The sequence below is a fragment of the Candidatus Eisenbacteria bacterium genome (assembly GCA_026388185.1).
Taxonomy (GTDB): Bacteria; Eisenbacteria; RBG-16-71-46; order JAFGJU01; family JAFGJU01; genus JAPLKG01.
The window spans coordinates 222,565-238,193 of record JAPLKG010000011.1 but is presented as its reverse complement, the minus strand read 5'-3'; the positions used below and the strand labels follow the sequence as shown (position 1 = coordinate 238,193).

Below are 15,629 nucleotides of genomic sequence, written 5' to 3'. Positions count from 1 at the left end.
CAGACGAGTTGCAGCCCCGCACATCTGTGCGTGTCACTCCGTTTTCGAATGGCACTCGTGTCTCCGACAGGCAGTCTCGGCATCCAGACTTCTTGTGCTCTTCGCCTTGAATTGTTCGATTGCTTCCGACACGGTCTTCGCGTCGACAAGAAGGGCTTTGATTCCTGCCTCTCCGAGCAGACCGACAGCTCTTGCTCCCATTCCTTTGCAGAGCACTGCGTCGGCTTGAAGCGTCTTCAGCACGGCAACCGGCATGCATCCACCGTGTGTGTGCTCGCCGTGCGGATTCTCCGTCGCCGCAATCTCGTTGCTCTCCGTATCAAACAGAGTGAAATACGGTGCACTCCCAAAATGGTCAGAGACAATGGAATCAATCCCCTTGGCATCGATAGTAGGTATACACAGCTTCATTTCGACCCCCTGCAACATGATCCGTGGCCACGACCTTGGCCGGCTCTTCGTCCGACGCAACGTTGATCCTCCGAGCGCTGTACGTTCGCGTTCTTACACTGGGGACACTCGCACGGTCTTCCGGTTCCGAACGCCACCGGCCACACGTGCCCGCACTGGCCACACGTGAAACTACGCTCTCGCATCACGACAACACCCCCTTCTACGGTCAGATTCTTGGAATTGACCAGGAAATCCGCCACCTTCCGGTGAGCCGAGGAAACTATGTTTCCAAAGGTCTGCCGGGAGATGCGCATTCTCTGGGCGGCATCCTCCTGATACAATCCTTCAAGATCCGCAAGCCTGATCGCCTCCAGCTCGTCCAACGTCAAAGAGACGGCCTCAAGGTCCCTGAGCGGTATCCCGCATGGCTTGAAACTCACGGCATCAGGGTCGCACATCACTCTTCTCAACTTACAGGGTCTGGGCATCGAGGCTCCTCGTTATTAGCATATGCCAATAATAAGTCCATTCGCGCTTCCTGTCAACAGATTCTTTCGCCCCAAGATCCAACAACAAGAACGCCGGAAGCTCATTGAGCTCCCGGCGTTCAGCATTGCGCCGCAATTTGGGGCCACTATTTCGGCCGCAGCTTAGCCGCCGCACAATCCCTGGCATAGCCCAGAGCAGGCGGCGTTCCAGCCCCTCCACTACCTCACTTGCTGGCGGTCTTCTTCATCCACTCGGTCGAAACCGACTTGGGACGCACGATGGCAGAGCCGATGGCTCTGTTCACGATCGCCTGCGCGCAAATCCCCATCGCACGCGATACGCTGAAAAGCACCGTGTAGTACGAGAATTCCGTGAGACCGAAATGATAAAGGAGCGAGCCGGAGCCGGCGTCCACGTTCGGCCACGGGTCCTTCGCCTTGCCCTGCTCTTTAAGCACGGCAGGGACGATGGCGAAGATGCGATCCACAATCTTGAATATCGGATCCTCGGGGCAGACACGATTTCCGAACTCGAGAAACGCCGTGAATCTCGGGTCTGTCACTCTCAAGACCGCGTGCCCGTAACCCGGAATCACTTTTCCCGAGTTGAGCGTCTCCCATGCAAATTTCTTCAACTCCTCGTCTGTCGGAACACCCTTGAAGTGCTCCTTGAGCTGAATCACGAAGGCGAGGCACTCCTGGTTGGCAAGACCGTGCAGCGGTCCAGCCAGACCGTTGAGGCCCGCCGAGAGCGCATAGTAGATGTCTGAGAGAGCGGAGGCAACGGTGTGCGCCGAGAAGGCGCTGACGTTTCCACCTTCGTGATCACTGTGAAGCACCAGGTACAACCTCATCAGGTTGGCAAACTCGCCTGTCGGATCAGGAAGTCCGAGCATGTGGACATAGTCTGCGCCCATGTCCAGACCGGGCTTGGAAGCAATTCGCTGACCCTTGCCGAAGCGCATGCGGTACACACCGGCGGCAAGCTCGGGCAGTCTTGCAATCAACGTGAGAGAGTCCTCGAGCATCGGTTGCCAGTATTCATCTTTCTTCATGCCCTCATCGTAGCGCTTCCTGAAAAGTGATTCCTTCTCCATCACCAGAATGCCGGTGTCGAACATGACCATGGGATGGGAATCGGCCGGCATGGCCTTGAGCACGTCCCACACGTAAGAAGGCACGCCCGAGCGCTTCTTGAAATCATCCTGCAGGGCCTTCAGAGCGGCCTTGTCTGGGAGCTCGCCGGTCAGAAGCAGATAGAAAATCTCCTCCGGAAGTTTGTCCGTCAGCTTGGCGATGGGAATGCCGCGTATGATCAAGCCCTGGTCAAGCTCGACAACAGAGGTATCACAAACGAGGCCTTTCACACCTCGCATTCCTCCGTAGGCTTGCTCAACCGTCACCTCTGAGATGACCTTGCTTCCGTGGTCTTTGACAAGCCCGCGGATGTCTTCCCTGATCTTGGGAATCTGCTGAGCCAGTCTTTCTTGCAGAGTTGCCATCAGGAACCTCCTTTGGTTCAGACAACGTGACACTCTGGACCCTGGTGACGGACCTCGATACAGGGTCCTGAGGTGCAAAAGCCCTCAAATTATCGCAGGGATGTTACAGAACCGCCAGACGGAGCGCAAGAGAAAAAAGAAGCGCCGACGGCCCACGCAGATGTGTGCAGACGCCTGGAAGACTGTGAGCCTGGCGGACGGCGATGCTACGCTGCAGATCTCCACACTGCTTCCGGGTAGAGCGTGGGAGAGGCGACGGTAGCCGCCGCTGCTACTTCTCTGACAGAGGGCAGCAGCGGTGCCCTGTAAACAGCCACACGCGCCTTTGCAGCGACTGCGTCACACGCTATGGAGGCCAAACGAGGGATTGTGTTGCAAGCTAGCGCGACGCAATCATGAAAGACAAAAGCATCCTTCCGCCCGCCAGTCTCATCGCCGGCAGTAGTCACTCAGTCACTTTCCTGTCGGTCCCGAGGCCAGTGTGACTTTCAGCCAGACCTCTTGCTTCTCTGTTGACTCCATTTTCGGCCCCCCCGGAGAACCACCGGAAGGAGGACCACCAGAACGAGGACCACCACCCATGGACCCTCCTCCACCCATTCCGCCTCCACCAAACCCACCAGGCCCGCCACCTGAAGGCGGCCCACCTCCCATCATTCCACCACCCATGTCTCCCGGAGACCCACTCGGTCCGCTCTTGTCCATGCCGCCCCATTCGAAACCGAGACACACCTTCTGCCCCGGCTTCGCATCGAGAGCACAGAAATCTACACAAGAATCCGCACCACTAGCCTTGAGCGGAATACTGAATTCGTAAACGTAGATGCTCTTATTGCTCCCGTAGCGCGCGGCCGGACCACACGAGCCGTCCGCAGATACAATCGTTGTCTTGTTGCTCTTCTTCTGAACGATGGCTATTTCTTTGGCCGCAGAGGCCTGGCGCTGCGCAAGGCGCTCCTTGAATTCTTTAGGCATGCTATTCGAGAAGCCGCCTTCCCCTTTCGTTTCAGCTTTCTGCATCTCCGGGACGGACGGCCCGGCGGAGTACCGGATGCTCAAGTCCCTTTTCTTCTTCGCAGAATTGTCGAGCCACACAGTCAGACCACTCATGCTGATGGCTCGTGCCCACTTCTCGTCTCTGAAACAAACGAGGACGTAGAGTCTCTCACCATCGTTGCTCACTCCCACTCCTGCACCGCTCGCTTCGAAATTGGTGAGCGCAAGCTCCACCCACTCGGCCATCTGACCGTCTATCGTCATTGGTTTGTCACACCACGGACTAGCCACGTCCCGACTTGCGGCGCAACCGACGGACCCCGTGAGTCCCACCAGCACAAGCGCAGTCAACGCTCTTGACAATAGCTTTGAGAACACTGCAACGAACTGCTTGGTAGTCACTTTCTCTCTCCCGCAACGCGTGAACAACCGGCGCGCTCACCCTCCGTGTCCCCGTTCCTCCCTGGATCCTTCTCGCGGTCCCTCCGGTGGCCTCCCTCCAGGCCCTCCTAGCTGCGGCCCACCCTCCGGTCCTCCCATCGAAGGTCCGAACATCGCGTCCCGACGATGCATGCGCTCTTGCAACAGCGAGAAGAGCTTCGCGCGCTGTTCCGACGTGAGTATCGCGTTTTGCTGTAGCATGTGCCGGATCACTTGTTTCTCAAGCGTCATCTGGAGCATGGCGATTTCCTCTACTAACTGATTGGCGCGCGTGCTGTCCGGCGCATCTGCGGCAAGCTCTTTCATCAGAGATTGTCTCTTTTGCTCCAGCTCCCGCTGTACTCCACTCATACTCGCTTCAGAACGGACTCTGAGCGACTCCGACTCTGCCACCTGAGTGTCGGTCAGAGAGAGCTCCTTGCGAAGGAAGTCGACCATGCGCTCAGGGTGGTGCGGAAGCCGGTGCTTCGGAGGTGTGAACCAACGATGATAGACCAGGGTACCCAGGGCTGATAGATTCAGGATAATCAGGATGACTACTGCCAGACTAAGCCAGTGTCTTTTCATGGTCGGACTCTCCTAGTTGTTCTCCGCAACGTTCAGGTACATGTCTGCCACGGAACCCGACGGGAAATCGTCGAGAGGACCCAAGTGATATTCAACCAACTGTTCAGTCGCGACATCACGTCTCTGCCCCAAAAGTTGCGCGACTTTCTCTGCTGGGAAATTGCCGAGATAATGTCCGGCGACGATACCTATTAGAACGCTGGCCAGAGCAATTGCAGGTCGCAGCAAGTGTTCTGGTTTCGCCAAGAAAGACGTAAACCACGGCCTCCTGACCTCTGAAGCTCTGAGCCTCTGTTGCAGCCGGGTCCAAAAGAAAGGCGAGGGCTCAGCGGGTGCGGTCTCTCCCCACACCGCCCAGAGCCGCCCAAACCGGTCAACCAGGCTCGCGCACTTGCCACAGGACTGCAGATGTATTTCAAGCTGTACGTTGGCCTCAGGCTTGAATCTTCCTTCAACGATATCGATGAGATTTTCTCGCACGAACTTGCAGTCCATATTGTTCTTTCTCACCTCATTCTTTTTGACACACGAGGTTGCCAAAACTTGCGGGCTGTTCAGGTTTCCTCGGCAAAGGGAAGCAGCCTTCTCTGTAGATTGCGTTTGGCACGGTGAATAAGTGATTCCACGGACGGCAACGACGTCTGCAGCACATCCGCAATTTGCTGATACGAAAGCCCTTCGAGCTTGTGCAGAATCATTGCCGCACGCTGCTTCTCCGGGAGGGCGTCCAGAGCCTGTCTCAGAATCTCGCTAACTTCTTTCTTCTCAAGTAGTTTGTCCGGTCGTTCGTCTTCGGCTGCCACGTGACTGTCGGGATCGTTTTCCTTATCCTCTGGAGAGCCGAACGCCCCCAGGTAGCGATTCCATTTTTGCTTGCGGCGTCGATTCAACGAAAGGTTGACGGCAACACGATAGAGCCACGTGGAGATCCTGCACTCGCCACGGAAGCCTGCAGCTTGCTCGTAAACCCTGAGGAAAACCTCTTGCGCCAAGTCTTCGGCATCTTGCTCGTTACCCAGTATCTGATAGCACGTACGATACACCCGGGATTGATAGTGTTGAACAAACGATTGAAAGGCAGCGTGGTCCTTCGCGACGATTCTCTGAACTAGCTCTTGATCTTCCACAGAACGCCCCAAGGTGACTCAAGAAGACCTAATGTGATTTGATATGACTTGAAATGAACAAGGCACTGCTTCGCTTTCTCATTAGACACCGGAAACGGCAAAAACCTCCGCTGAACGGCAAAAAATGTGCTCGACGTTACGCTTCCCGTGGAATTGTCCGCCGTTTCACCAGGCGCCACTGTATGCGAAAAACCGCCGCGAGCGCAATGAATTCATGGTCCTCCTTCGCCTTCTTGGCGGTCTCGTCATGAAATTGGCAACCGGCCGCGGCTTCAGCTTTCGCTTCAACCCGTCCAGCTTTGCGGTGGCAATGATTGGCTCGATCATTCTTCTGGCCATCTCCGGATTGGCCACCCGTGGCAGGGACTAGATCGTGATTCCCTTTGCAGGAGTCACCCTGGCCGGGGACTGAAAGTCACCCAGGGCGCACGCTGCAATCTGCTCCTTGGCACATTGCAGCGTGCAACTCGTTGCGAAATACCAGGCTCACCCCAACACCACCGCGCCACACTCCAAGCCGTTCGTGTCGGGGTTCGAAGGCGCTGCGGCCCCGTAGATCTCTCGATTTACCGGCAGAGACCGGCCCGTGATTGGCCAACGGCGGCACCATCGGAGCCCCCAACGACCGAAATCCATCCGTCGATCACCACGACGAAAACCCTGGTCCCCACCCCCACGACAGAAGGAGCGGCAGAGCGACCCCTTGGGGCCTCCATTCCCTCTCGATCATCTTGGCATGCCTATTGCATTAAGACCCGTTGGTGAGATGTCATGAAAACAAGATGTAACATAAAGGGACAAAGCGGGTTTTCACTCCTCGAGTTGACCTGGGTCATGATCATCTTCGGCCTGCTGGTTGCTCTCACTGTACCTTCTTTCTCGAGATACCTTGAGACCTCCCGCCTGAACGGGGCTTCCAGCGAGCTCATCGCAGACATCCATTATGCCAGTTCATTGGCCCAGGCCAGACATAAGACTTACCACATCGCATTTCAAGCGAATCAGTATCGCATTATTGAGACCGCCACGGGCGTGGTCATCAGAACCCGCGCAGTGCCTGTCGGCTTCGCCTTCAACGCATCCGCCAATCCCAGTTTTTACGCATGGGGGCTGACCGACGCAGCGAACATCACCATCTCAAACGGCAGCAAAGGCGAGACCCTGGTTTTGTCGTCCAACGGAACCGTCCTCTGCGACTGAGGTAATGTAGGCATAATGTCACTTTTATGGAACAACAAAGGCGTCACCCTTGTGGAACTGATGGTCGTGATGATCATACTGGCCATAGGACTGCTTCCTCTCGCCTTTGTGCAGACCTTGTCTCAGAGGGACGTCTTTCACTCCGGTCAGCGAACCCAAGCGCTAAACATTGCCCAAATGCAGATGGAGCGCGCGAGAAACCTGGGATTCAACTCTGCAGTACCCGATTCCGGAACCACCGGCCCCTTCATGTGGCGTACGCACGTCGAGTCGGCAGGAGTAGGTCTCAATTTGGTGACAGTGACGGTACAGTGGCAGGAAACAGGTGACGAAAGAGCCGTCACCTTCCGAAACTTGCTATCGTGGCGATAGCGCTGTTAGAGGAAATGACATGAGATTCCTTAGGAGATTAGCGCAGGGCAACAGAGGGTTTACCCTCGTTGAAATGATGTTAACGGCGGCGATGCTGGGCATCGTGCTCGCCGTCGTCAGTACTGTCTTCTACTCAAGCAACGACACTTACAGGAAGACGAGTCGGCGAGTCAACATGCAGAGAAATGCCAGGCTTGGCATGGACATTATCGTCAAGGAACTTCGCCATGCCGGGTGCGATCCTTCAGGCGTGGGTGTTTCGGCCATCATCGTTGCCTCGTCAGATAGCCTGCGCATACAGGCTGATCTGGACGGAGACGGCGTCATCGAGACGGCGGAGCCGTCGGAAGACGTAACCTACTACTACGACGTCGTCTCGCAAGTTCTCTTCCGCGACCCGGGCACCGGGCCGCAGGTGCTCGTTCCCAACGTAAGCGGCCTTGTGTTCAACTACCTGGACGCGAACAACGACCCGCTTAGCCCTCTGCCACTGACAACTTTGTTGGCCGCCCAGGTCCGGTCGGTTGCGATATCAATCACGACACACGCTCGAGAGGGCGAGCAGATCACGTTGACTACTACGGCGGCACTGAGGAATTCGTAGAGGCCGTTGTTGACATTCTAAGTCATTAATCCCAGGCGGGAAACACCATGAAGCACTCACTTTCGAATAACAAGGGAATCGCCATGGTAACGGCACTTGCGTTCATTACCTGCCTCGCGCTCTTGGCGGCGATCATCATAGCTGTGGCGATCTCGGAGAAGAAAATTACTTCCAACGAGTACGCACACGGAAGGTCCTTCTATTCCGCGGACGCGGCCGGCGAGGCGGCAATTAACTGGCTGAGGGCACAGAGCTCGCCCCCTGGCATTGTCGACGAGGACGACCACGTGTTTGTTCCGGTAGGCTACTCCAACCTGAGCCAAGATCACAGATATCAATTCAGAATCACGTATCTTCGGAAAACGACCCGACCGGGTTGGGGCGCCGAATACAAGGATTTCGAATACAACATCGAAGCTGTGGGCGCAAGCAGTCAGGAAAGCGAGAGCCAAATCGTCGTTCAAGCAAGCAGACTATTCAAGGAGGGATACTGATCATGCCTTTGAAACCCCGGCCGACCACCGCCGTATTGCTCCTGGCTCTGATCGGATTTGCGCTCGTCATCTGGAGCACTCCCTACCAACCGGTGCTGGCCTCGTGCGAGTATCCGCTGTTCATCCAGACCGGCGGACTGGATGCAAACGTGCTATTCATTTTCGACAACTCCGGCAGCATGAACGAGGCCATGTTCCATCCCGACTACGATCCCAACACGAACTACTCAGGCAGGTTTTCCGGACCGACCACCTACTACGTCAGTTCCAGTGGCTCGTACAGACCCAGGGATTTCCACTACGGGTGGCCCACTACGCCGGCCGCCTATCTTGTGACCAGTGACGAGGGAGAGTCGGGACGATACATGGGGAACTACTTGAACTGGATCTTCTACCATGCTTCGACTGCACAGCGTGGCGGGATTCCCCGCATGACTCGAATACAAGTCGCAAAAGCCGCCGTGGCCGATATTATCAATGAAACAGATGGTGTCCGATTCGGCATAATGAAATTCAACTACGACACCGGTGGCACGATGGTCGCCAACATCGGAACGGCCAAGGCCACTCTGCTGACGAGGCTCTATGACATAGGGGGAACGGCTTGGACCCCGACCGCTGAATCGATGGTCACCGCGCTCGACTACTTCAAACAGAGCGGTTCGAGCGCCCCCATTCAGGCCTGGTGCCAGCACAATTTCGTGATCGTCGTCACCGACGGGTTCCCGACAATGGACAGGAACTTGCCGAGCTACATCGGCGACTACGATCACGACGGACTGGATCCTGGAAACTGTGCCAGTATAGGCGCTCCTTATGATGAATCGAACAAGTGCTCACACTATATGGACGACGTCGCGCTTTACCTTCACAACAATGACATGCGGCCAGACCTGGACGGAAACCAAAATGTAGTAACGTATACGATTGGATTTAATGTTGACGCAGGACTCCTCCAGGAGACGGCCAACGACGGAGGCGGCCTCTATTTCAACGCGAACAACCCCGAGGAGCTCGCAAACAGCCTGACAGAAACAGTGGCGGACATCGTCACCAGAATGTCTTCCGGAACAGCCGCTGCGGTGGTCTCCACTGAAAGCGCATCCAACAGGCAGGTGTACAGGGCGAAGTTCAAACCCGGCGAATGGCAGGGACATCTCGAGGCCTTCGACTTGCCGTACGACGAGAGCGATTCCCCGGTCTGGGACGCAGGGGTACAACTTCAGAGCCAGAGTGCAGACGCACGGAATATCTACACTTCGATCGACGGAACCAGCAAAATGGAATTTAGTGTCGGGAACGTGGCTCAGTTGAAGCCCTATCTGAGCACAACCACCATAGACACTGCCACCTATATTGTTCGGTACATCCGTGGAACCGATCTTTCGGGATATCGAGTTCGGGGAGGTTGGAAACTTGGGGACGTCGTGGATTCTTCTCCGGTTATCGTGGGGGCGCCCTCGTATTTCTACAATTTTCTGAGCTACAGCACCTTCAAGATCAGCAACTCTGGCAGGGACGAGGTGATATACGTCGGCGCAAACGATGGGATGCTCCACTGCATACGGACTGCAGACGGGAACGAAAAATGGGCGTACATCCCCAAGAACCAGCTTCCGAACCTAAGGGAACTCATGAACCGGCGCTACTGCCACCAGTTCTACGTAAATGGGACTTCGAAGGTGGTCGATGCATACGTGAATGGAAGTTGGAGAACGATTCTCATCGGGAGTGAAAGAGAGGGAGGCGACGGTTACTTCGCCCTTGACGTAACCGTCCCGACCCCGGAGGGCTTCTCACTCCTCTGGGACGTCTCCGTGCCCATGGTGAACGAATCGTGGGGAGTGCCGGAAGTGGCACGCTCCAGCAGTCTCGGTCAATTCGTTGCGTTCGTGGGATCCGGTCCTGATGAGACTGCCAGAGAAGGCTACCTGCTCGCCCTGAGCCTGCAGAATGGATCCACCCTGTGGTCAAGTCTTCTCAGCACCTCGACAAGCACGAACTTGGTCACGTCCCCCGTCAAAGTTGACGTGGACTCCGACGGTTATGACGATCTAATCTATGCTGGAGATCTGGCGGGTAACTTGTGGCGCATCGACCTTCGCACGACTCCCTGGTCGAAGACTGTGCTCTTTAGCTCCAGCCAACCAATTCAGGCGAAACCAATCCCTACGGTCACGGCGACGGGCAACGTTCTTCTGTACTTCGGGACGGGCAGGTTTGTGGAGCCGGCTGATCTCTCGAATACCAGTCAGCAGACTTTCTACTGCATTATCGACAATCACAGCGGCACAACGGTAACCAGGGCCAATCTGGCGGACCAGACGTCTTCCATCCATACCTTGAGCAGCACCAGTCGCGGATGGTTCATCGACCTTGTGAAGGCGTCGGGAGAGAGAGTCAGCAAGGCGTGTGTGTTGGCCGCGGGCGTCGTCTACTTCACATCATTTCAGCCCGTGTCCACGCCGTGCCTTGCCGGCGGGACGTCGTGGCTGTACAGTCTCGACTTCGAGGACGGTTCGGCGCCCGATAACGAGAATGGTACGGAAAACAACACCACGGCGGGACGTGTGAAATCCATTGGTAGCGGCATCTTCTCCGAGCCAGTGTTTGACCTGCCGAGTGAAACCATCATTCTTCAGAACACGTATGCCGAACTGACCTCGGAAGACGCCGTGGGAGTTTTCCAGCATATCGTCGTCCATTCTTGGCGTGAGGACTTTCAATAAGGAAGGAATTCAGTATGAGAAACCAACGAGTGTTCGTCTTGGTTCTGCTCGCCGCGACCGCTGCGGTCTTGACCCTCGCGGCCGGAGCGTACGCGTCAAGCAATATGCTGATGTACGGGAAAGAGAAACTGGTCGGGAAGTCGGCAGGCGCGTTTTTCTTGACCTCGGGGACGTACACCGGCAGGATTGACGGTGACATATGGCTTGACGGGAAGGAGTTCTCGATTACTCGGAGTACGACAATCTACATCATCGGCGAGGGACTGCGACAAACAGGGACGCCCGTATCGAATGTCAGCATACTCCTGAGCGGTTTCGAGGAGAACGGGATTTCGAGGGTGAAGATGGTAGTAGTTCGCCCGGACGACTCTGTGCTCAGAGAAGACTACCGGAAGGCGGCAATCCCGGAAAAAGCCATTCCAAGCGGAGTGAATCCGAACACGGGCACGCTTGCTGCGGAAACCCCCAGATGAGGCTTGTCGCCCGGTCCGTTCAGCCAGGGGCGAATCGTTCTTCGCCAGTGATCGCGCCTCATCTATGACCGGCGGAGTGTAACGTGAATAAACTCAATGGTGCCATCGCTCCTGCCTTTCCTCTGTTCCTCTGTCTCCTGTTCCTGTGCTGCTCTGGACAGGGGCAGAAGACGAGAAACGAAGAAGGGGCCAGCCCCACAACTGTGCTCGAGACCGGCAGAATCTATCCCGGACAGGCTTACGCCAACAACCACCTCGAAGTCCGGTTCAGGACCAATCCCCGAACCAAGTTGCCCGACGTCATCTACACGTGGAAACGAAATGGTGTGATCGTCCCCGGCGTGACCGGAAACTCGCTCGAGCCGGAGAATGTGCATAAAGGTGATCAGATATCGGTCGAAGTAGCCCTTCTCGACTCGACCTTTCCACGGAAGGTTTTCCGCCTCCCCGCGGTCACAATTCTCAATACCCCCCCGCAAATTCTCGAGGCGTCGCTTGCCCTGGAAGGCAGACAACTACCAAGTATTTCTGTGATGCCAAGATGCCTGGACGTAGACAACGACCAGATTGCCTACTCCTACCGTTGGTTCAAGAACGGAAGAAAAATGAACGGACAAGCGAGCGCGACGCTGAACCCCTCGGTCGTTCAAAGAGAAGATGAGATCTACGCAGAAATCATCGCGAGCGACGGAGAAACCAGTTCTCCACCTTTTAGGACTGGGCCTCTCAAACTTGAGAACCACGCGCCCAGCATCACTTCGTCTCCACCGACGTCCACGTCCGGGGCTCTACTCATTTACCAGGTCGTGTGCGAGGACGCGGACGGCGACCACATTACCTACGAGCTACTCTCCGGGCCGCCGCACATGAGCATCAACGATAAAGGGAAGATCGAATGGACCGTGCCAAGTGGGGAGGAGCGCAAGCCGACGTATGACGTCAGAATAGGGGCGACCGACGGGCACGGTGGAGAGGCCATCCAGAGCTTTACCTTTTCGATTCCGATCCCGGAACCCAAACAGTAGAGCGTCCGTCCGCAGTCTGCCTACCTCGTCTCTCCCATCGCGATTTTCTGCGCGCCCGGGGCGAGAAGGCGGCGTTGGTTCATTCGCCAAACCTCCGGTAGAACCAAGTCTTCACCAACTGGGTCAGCACTACGTAGCACGGCAGCATGATCGCCAGCAGCAGCCAGTAGAGCTGCGGCAGCGGGACAAAGCCGAGCGTGCCGGCCAGGGGCGAAACCGTCAGCCAGGCGCCCACAGCAACGATGATCAGGGAGGTGGCGATCAGCGGCCAACTCGCCCGGCTTTGGATGAACGGAATCCTACGGGTGCGAATCACGTGGATGATCAGCGTTTGGCTGAAGAGCGACTCCACGAACCAGCCGGTGTGGAACAGGGCCGGGTTGTGCCGGGCCTTGAACACGGCCAGCATGATGAAAAACGTCAGGTAATCGAAGATCGAACTGATCGGACCGATAAACAAAATGAAGCGTTGGATTTCGCCGATCGTCCATTTGCGCGGCTTGGTCAGCCAGTCAGCGTCCACCTCGTCGGTGGGGATAGCAGTCTGTGAGAAGTCGTAGAGCAGGTTGTTGGTGAGCACCTGGATTGGCAGCATGGGCAGGAAGGGCAGGAATGCGCTGGCCCCCACGACGCTGAACATATTCCCGAAGTTGGAGCTGGCCGCCATCTTGATATACTTGATAATGTTGCCGAACACGCGCCGGCCTTCCAGCACACCCTGCTCCAGGATCAGCAGGCTGTTCTCCAGCAGGATGATGTCGGACGACTCCTTGGCGATGTCCACCGCACTGTCCACCGAAATGCCCACATCGGCGGCTTTGAGGGCCGGCGCATCGTTGATGCCGTCGCCCATGAAGCCCACCACGTGCCCTTTGCTCTGGAGCGCCTTGATGATGCGCTCCTTGTGGGCCGGGGCCAGCCTGGCAAAAACGCTGGTGACGCTGGCGGCTTCGGCCAGCGCCGCCTCGCTCAGCGTCTCGACCTGCGAGCCGAGCAAGATCTGTTCGACCGGCAGGCCCACTTCCCTACAAATATACGCGGTGACGATCTCGTTATCGCCGGTCAGGATCTTAACGTCGACCTTCAGGCCGTGCAGCCGCTGCAAGGCCTCCGCGGCGGTCTCCTTGGGCGGGTCGAGGAAGGCGAGAAAACCCAGGAGGATCAGATCGGACTCATCCTTGACCGCGTAAACAGGCTCATCGGAGGAGCCGGGCATTTCTTTGTAGGCCAGGGCGACCACCCGGAAGCCTTGACCGTTCAGCTGGTCCACCATCTGCCGGCGGTGGGCATCATGCTCGGGCAGAACATCGAGAACCTTCCCGTTGATTACCACCCGGGTGCACAGACCCATCACTTCATTCACGGCGCCTTTGCAGATCAGCGTGTTCAATCCGGTTTCATCTTCCACCACCACCGACATCCGCCGCCGCACGAAGTCGAAGGGGATTTCGTCGATCTTGCGGTATTTTTCTTTCGCCTTCAGGCGTTCTTCCAGTTCCTCATGGGCAAGGATCGCCTCGTCGAGTAGATTCTTTAGTCCGGTATGGTGATAGCTGTTCAGGTAGCCGTAGTACAGCACCTTATCGCTAGGCTCGCCGCGCACGTCCAGATGCTTTTCGAGCACGATTTTGCCCTGGGTGATGGTGCCGGTCTTGTCGGTGCAGAGTACGTCCATCGCTCCGAAGTTCTGGATGGCGTTCAGGCGTTTGACGATCACTTTCTTGCGCGCCATCGCCAGGGCGCCCTTCGACAGGTTGACGGTCACGATCATGGGCAGCATCTCGGGGGTCAGCCCGACTGCCACCGCCAGGGCAAACAGAAACGCTTCCAACCAGTTGTGCTTGCTCAGCCCGTTGATCAGGAAGACCGCCGGCACCATCACGGCGATGAAACGGAGCATCAGCCAGGTGAACTTGTTGACGCCCCTGTCGAAGCTGGTGAGCTGGCGCTGTCCGACGATGCTGGCCGCCAGCGAGCCAAAGTAGGTGCGGTCTCCGGTGTGGATGACCACGGCGGTCGCGGAGCCGCTTTCCACGTTGGAGCCGAGAAAGCAGAGGTTGGGCAGATCGAGCGGGTTCTGCACGTCCGCCGGCGCAGGGTCGGCCTTGCGTTCCACCGGCAAGGCCTCGCCGGTGAGCGCCGCCTGGTTCAGGAACAGGTCCTTGGCGGCGAGCAGCCGCGCGTCGGCCGGCACCATATCACCGGCGGCCAGGTGGATGATATCGCCCGGCACCACCAGCTTGAGCGGCATTTCCACTTCCGCCCCGCCGCGCACCACCGTCGCCGTGTTGCTGACCATCGCTTCGAGCTTCTCAGCCGCGTTGTCGGCGCGTAGCTCCTGGGAGAAACGCAACACCACGCCCAGCAATACCATTACGAAAATGACCGCCATCGCCCGCAGGTCACCGGTCAGATACGACAGCACACCCAGCGCGACCAGCAGGATGACCAACGGATTCTTGACGTTATTCAGCAGGCGCCGCACGGGGGACTGGCGCTTTTCGCGGGCGATCTCGTTCGGCCCGACCTGCTTCAATCGCGCATCGGCTTCCGCCTGGCTCAAGCCTTCCAAGCGCGATGCCAGCTCCTGCAGGAGGGTCGCGGTATCGACGCGCGCCTTTGCCAACAACTGAGCGGAGATGGTGGGCCCGTTCGCGCCGGCGGGATGACCTGGACGCTGAGACGGAGTCGGCGTTGGTTTCGGAGAATCCATGCCTACCTCATCAATGCCCTGATGAACCGACTTTCCCGAAATCAATATATCCCAGCTCAACGTCCACGGCGATCAGTTGCACGTGAATCCGGTCGCCGACATCCACGCCCTCGAACTCGCGCACCACTCTTTCTTCAACAGGGATGGTAAGCAACCTTGCCCAGGTGCCTTTATCAGAAGCACCCGTGACAATGGCGTCAAACTGTTCGCCGATCCTGGATTCAAGGAGGAGCGCGGCCGCGGATTTGCCGACCTGTCGTTCGACCTTGTTGGCGGCATCATCTTCTTCGGTGAAGTGTTTGGCCAGCACGTCCAGTTCGGCATAGCTATACGGCGCAGCTCGGCCGGCAATGGCGGCCTTCAATAAGCGTTGCGTGATCAGATCGGTGTGTGGCGTCTGAGGCATGGTAGTTTCTGCCGTCGCGGTTGAGCCGCAGGCCGAGTTGCCGGCCGCACAAAAACTGCAACAAGAAAGGCGCCCGAGGAAGGGGGAACCAAGGGCGCT

Annotated in this window: 17 protein-coding genes; 8 read left to right on the top strand and 9 right to left on the bottom strand. The window is 57.2% G+C overall.

Annotated elements, in window-relative coordinates:
- Positions 1-33: 33 nt before the first annotated feature.
- The 7 genes from NTX17_06700 to NTX17_06670 all read right to left on the bottom strand — a co-directional run bounded on the left by NTX17_06700 (position 34) and on the right by NTX17_06670 (position 5,514).
- Positions 34-411, bottom strand: coding sequence for a NifB/NifX family molybdenum-iron cluster-binding protein (locus NTX17_06700; GenBank protein MCX5801060.1), 378 nt, complete (start codon positions 409-411; stop codon positions 34-36).
- Positions 408-881 (bottom strand): DUF134 domain-containing protein, encoded by a 474-nt coding sequence (locus NTX17_06695; GenBank protein ID MCX5801059.1) that lies wholly within the window; start codon positions 879-881, stop codon positions 408-410. The genes NTX17_06700 and NTX17_06695 overlap by 4 nt, the downstream gene beginning before the upstream one ends.
- Before the next feature lie 224 nt (positions 882-1,105).
- On the bottom strand, positions 1,106-2,383 hold the full coding sequence (locus tag NTX17_06690) for a citrate (Si)-synthase (protein ID MCX5801058.1): 1,278 nt from the start codon (positions 2,381-2,383) through the stop codon (positions 1,106-1,108).
- A 453-nt stretch (positions 2,384-2,836) separates the two neighbouring features.
- A complete protein-coding gene (locus NTX17_06685) occupies positions 2,837-3,781 on the bottom strand; it encodes a hypothetical protein (protein ID MCX5801057.1) in 945 nt (314 codons plus the stop codon).
- 36 nt (positions 3,782-3,817) lie between these two features.
- Positions 3,818-4,387, bottom strand: coding sequence for a periplasmic heavy metal sensor (locus NTX17_06680; GenBank protein ID MCX5801056.1), 570 nt, complete (start codon positions 4,385-4,387; stop codon positions 3,818-3,820).
- Positions 4,388-4,399: 12 nt separating this feature from the next.
- The gene (locus NTX17_06675) at positions 4,400-4,897 is read right to left on the bottom strand and encodes a hypothetical protein (protein ID MCX5801055.1); all 498 of its coding nucleotides are present in this window, start codon (positions 4,895-4,897) and stop codon (positions 4,400-4,402) included.
- Between the two features lie 44 nt (positions 4,898-4,941).
- Entirely contained in the window at positions 4,942-5,514 is a 573-nt protein-coding gene (locus NTX17_06670; protein MCX5801054.1) for a sigma-70 family RNA polymerase sigma factor, read from the bottom strand.
- A 124-nt stretch (positions 5,515-5,638) separates the two neighbouring features.
- Here NTX17_06670 and NTX17_06665 point away from each other — a divergent pair, with 124 nt between their 5' ends.
- The 8 genes from NTX17_06665 (at position 5,639) to NTX17_06630 (ending at position 12,411) form a co-directional block, all read left to right on the top strand.
- Positions 5,639-5,884 carry a hypothetical protein gene (locus tag NTX17_06665; GenBank protein ID MCX5801053.1) on the top strand — a complete coding sequence of 82 codons (246 nt, stop codon included), beginning with the start codon at positions 5,639-5,641 and terminating at the stop codon, positions 5,882-5,884.
- A gap of 401 nt (positions 5,885-6,285) precedes the next feature.
- Complete coding sequence (locus NTX17_06660; GenBank protein ID MCX5801052.1) at positions 6,286-6,714, top strand: type II secretion system protein; 429 nt, start codon at positions 6,286-6,288, stop codon at positions 6,712-6,714.
- A gap of 15 nt (positions 6,715-6,729) precedes the next feature.
- Positions 6,730-7,086: a prepilin-type N-terminal cleavage/methylation domain-containing protein gene (locus tag NTX17_06655; protein ID MCX5801051.1), complete on the top strand. Its 357-nt coding sequence runs from the start codon at positions 6,730-6,732 to the stop codon at positions 7,084-7,086.
- A 19-nt stretch (positions 7,087-7,105) separates the two neighbouring features.
- On the top strand, positions 7,106-7,690 hold the full coding sequence (locus NTX17_06650; protein ID MCX5801050.1) for a prepilin-type N-terminal cleavage/methylation domain-containing protein: 585 nt from the start codon (positions 7,106-7,108) through the stop codon (positions 7,688-7,690).
- Between the two features lie 47 nt (positions 7,691-7,737).
- The gene (locus NTX17_06645) at positions 7,738-8,184 is read left to right on the top strand and encodes a hypothetical protein (GenBank protein MCX5801049.1); all 447 of its coding nucleotides are present in this window, start codon (positions 7,738-7,740) and stop codon (positions 8,182-8,184) included.
- Between the two features lie 2 nt (positions 8,185-8,186).
- Positions 8,187-10,913 carry a PilC/PilY family type IV pilus protein gene (locus tag NTX17_06640; protein MCX5801048.1) on the top strand — a complete coding sequence of 909 codons (2,727 nt, stop codon included), beginning with the start codon at positions 8,187-8,189 and terminating at the stop codon, positions 10,911-10,913.
- A gap of 14 nt (positions 10,914-10,927) precedes the next feature.
- Complete coding sequence (locus NTX17_06635) at positions 10,928-11,386, top strand: hypothetical protein (protein ID MCX5801047.1); 459 nt, start codon at positions 10,928-10,930, stop codon at positions 11,384-11,386.
- Positions 11,387-11,469: 83 nt separating this feature from the next.
- Positions 11,470-12,411, top strand: a complete 942-nt coding sequence (locus NTX17_06630; GenBank protein ID MCX5801046.1) for a putative Ig domain-containing protein — start codon at positions 11,470-11,472, stop codon at positions 12,409-12,411.
- 79 nt (positions 12,412-12,490) lie between these two features.
- Here the strand turns inward: NTX17_06630 and mgtA are convergent, their stop codons facing one another.
- Complete coding sequence (gene mgtA / locus NTX17_06625; GenBank protein ID MCX5801045.1) at positions 12,491-15,124, bottom strand: magnesium-translocating P-type ATPase; 2,634 nt, start codon at positions 15,122-15,124, stop codon at positions 12,491-12,493.
- 10 nt (positions 15,125-15,134) lie between these two features.
- Positions 15,135-15,530 (bottom strand): hypothetical protein, encoded by a 396-nt coding sequence (locus NTX17_06620; GenBank protein MCX5801044.1) that lies wholly within the window; start codon positions 15,528-15,530, stop codon positions 15,135-15,137.
- Positions 15,531-15,629 lie beyond the last annotated feature (99 nt).